The sequence below is a fragment of the Streptomyces sp. NPDC088812 genome, assembly GCF_044750285.1.
Classification (GTDB): Bacteria; Actinomycetota; Actinomycetes; order Streptomycetales; family Streptomycetaceae; genus Streptomyces.
Genome location: NZ_JBIVJP010000054.1, coordinates 1 through 2719, shown reverse-complemented (window position 1 = coordinate 2719; position 2719 = coordinate 1). Strand labels below are relative to the sequence as shown.

Annotated in this window: 4 protein-coding genes; 2 read left to right on the top strand and 2 right to left on the bottom strand. The window is 66.8% G+C overall.

Features of this window, described 5'->3' with window-relative positions; genetic code table 11:
* Positions 1 to 678 (bottom strand): MFS transporter (locus ACIP67_RS43070; protein ID WP_401700149.1); only part of this gene is annotated, 678 nt, incomplete at its 3' end.
* 60 nt (positions 679 to 738) lie between these two features.
* Between ACIP67_RS43070 and ACIP67_RS43065 the strand changes: the two genes are divergently transcribed.
* Positions 739 to 1212: a MarR family winged helix-turn-helix transcriptional regulator gene (locus ACIP67_RS43065; RefSeq protein WP_184241636.1), complete on the top strand. Its 474-nt coding sequence runs from the start codon at positions 739 to 741 to the stop codon at positions 1210 to 1212.
* Between the two features lie 143 nt (positions 1213 to 1355).
* Positions 1356 to 2282: an AraC family transcriptional regulator gene (locus ACIP67_RS43060; protein WP_298714754.1), complete on the top strand. Its 927-nt coding sequence runs from the start codon at positions 1356 to 1358 to the stop codon at positions 2280 to 2282.
* 192 nt (positions 2283 to 2474) lie between these two features.
* On the opposite strand, the gene ACIP67_RS43055 is transcribed toward ACIP67_RS43060, so the two are convergent.
* A partial coding sequence (locus ACIP67_RS43055) for a hypothetical protein (RefSeq protein WP_401700146.1) occupies positions 2475 to 2719 on the bottom strand: 245 nt, incomplete at its 5' end.

Genomic DNA, 2719 nt, shown 5'->3' with positions numbered 1-2719 from the left:
CGAGATCAGGCCCCGCCAGCCACCGCGCCGCGCCGTGCCCGCACGGGCTCTGCGGATCTCGCGGGGCAGCGATTCCCGCACGAACACGAGCACGCATGCCAGGGCGATCACGCCCAGGCCGGTGACGATCCCGAGCAGGCCCCGCCATCCGACCGGGCCGACCAGGGCACCGCCGGCGACCGGGGCGATGATCGGGGCGATCCCGCCGATGAGCATCATGATGCTCAACGCCCGTGCCGCCTCCGTGCCGCGAGCACGGTCAAGGATGATCGCCCGGCCGATCACCATCCCCGCCGCCCCGCCCAGGCCCTGGACCAGCCGGGCGGCCACGAGCAGCTCGATACTGCCTGCGAGCGTGGCGGTCACGCTCGCGGCGACGAACAGCACCGCCCCGAACACCAGCGGCACCACCCGGCCGGCGCGATCCGACCACGGCCCGAACACCAGCTGCCCGGCCCCAGCGCCGATCAGGAACGCCGTCAGCGATAGCTGCACCCCGGTCGCCGTGGTCGACAGCTCCGTCGTCATCACCGGGAACGCCGGCAGGTACAGGTCGATCCCGAACGAGGCGAGCCCCATCAGCAGCGCCAGCGTCGACAACAGCCCCGCACCGATCGCCTTGCCCGTCGCCTGGACGGGCGTGCCCGCTGCCTGTCGCCCTGTTCCCGTGTCGGTCATCCCCGCCCGGCTCCTTCTAAAACTATAGTTATGAAAACAACGCTATGTTAGCATAAGCATATGCGACAAGACGAGAAGCCGGTGAGCGGGCCGGCACCAACCGGTGCGGACCCGTTGGTGCGGCTCGCGGACGCGGTGCTGCATGTGGAGCGGAAGCTGCGCGCCTACCCGTTGCAGGACCCCGCGGTCGCGCCGTTGTCACCGTTGGAGTGCCTGGTGCTGCTGCACATCGACGCCAACCCCGGCGTGGCCCCCTCGGGGCTGGCCTCGGGCCTGTCGCTGACATCGAGCAACGCGAGCACGGCGCTGCGCGGACTCATCGCCAAAGGGCAGATCGAGCGCCGCCCCGACCCGGCGGACCGCCGCGCGGCACGCCTGCATCTGACCGAGGAAGCGGCACGGTCGGTGGGGATCGTGCGGGGCATGTACCGCGATCTGCTCGGCTCGCTCGACCTGCCTGCCGAAGATGTCCTGACCACTGTGCGCACTCTCCAGGCCATCGACACCGCCCTGAGCGACCCCGCACGGAGCTGAGTTATGGAGCAAGGCGCAGGCGACTACCGTTGGAGCCTCTGGCACTCTCATTTCGAGGTGAACCCGTGGTCGTATGACCAGTCTTCATCCGCACCGAGAAGCGGGCAGCGGAACGCTGCGGCTAACACAAGGCTTCACTGGCAGTGCTGAAAGGGGCGGCGCTCTTCCAGCCGTTCGCGGTGGATACGAGGCAGTCTCGGAAGCAGGTCGGCCTGCTCGTCTTCGACTGCGTGGCGTTCCTCGTCGTCCGCGATGGCTCGGTGGTTCTCACCGTCGGGGAGCGTCAACACCCGATCGCTTTTGGTCACGCCGTGCTGATTGCCCCGCGTACGGTCTTCACCTACGAGCCCGAGGGCACCGCCACCCTGACGACGCTCTTGGTCGACGTGGACTACATGCTCGATCAGCTCTACTGGCAGCATCCCGACGTGTTCGCGGATCGCTACGTCGTGAGACAGTACGCCGGGGCCTTGTTTCCGGATGCCGCTCATGTGCTCCATGTGAACGGTGAGGACGCCACTCGCCTGATCCTCGTGCTCGATGAGATGACGACCCTCTACGAAAGACGCGAGTACCCGGCCTCGTACTTCTGGCTGCAAGCACGCCTCTCGATGCTGTTGGGCACGCTCGCTCCGCACGTACGCGCGGCTCCGGATGCGTTGCCCGTTCCCGTCCATCAGCGACGGCGATCAGTCGAGAGCCCCGCACGATGGCGAGAGTTTCGGCCCGCCCGCAGAGAAGCCCTCGCGGTCGAAGCGCTGCTGCGCGGAAACATAGCGAAGCGGTGGAACCTGGCCCTGCTCTGTGAACACGTGCACCTATCGGATAAGCAATTGGTGCGCGTCTTCGAGGACGCCTACGGCAGCACCCCGCACAGATACCTCACGATGCTTCGCGTCGCAGAGCTGGCCCGGCTGCTGCGCGAGACCGAAGTGCCCGTGACCGTGGCGATAGGTCGCGTCGGCTGGAACAGCCGAGGCCACGCCGCGGAAATTTTCCAACGACACGTCGGCGTCACTCCCGCCCGCTACCGACGCTACGGGCCGCCCACGGCCGCCTCGGAATGGTGAATCACGGAGCCCCGGCAGTGCTGAAAAGTGCTAACGAAAGTGCTAAGCAACGTGTATGTCGGGGTACTACGGTGAAGTTATCCACAATCTAGACGCCGTAGATCGTTGATTTTATGCGGCAGAACGCCCCGCCGAGATTCGAGGCGCGAGGGGGTCGAGGTCAGTTCAACTCCCGCGTCGCCGTCGGGTTCATCACCGCGTCTTCGCCCACACCGTGCCCCGGTGCACCCCGAACTGACGAGCCACGGCGTTCACGCTGATGCCCTGTGCGCGGGCTGTTCGCATAGCGTCCACTTCCTCGTCGGTCAGGCGTGTTCGAGGTCGTTTCTTTGGTTCCGCCGACGCGCCAATCAACGGGTCGTCGGCCTCGCCGTCGGACTCTGCATCCGCGCAAACCCCTTGATTCCACGCGGAAACCAGCCTCTCGACCCGAGGTC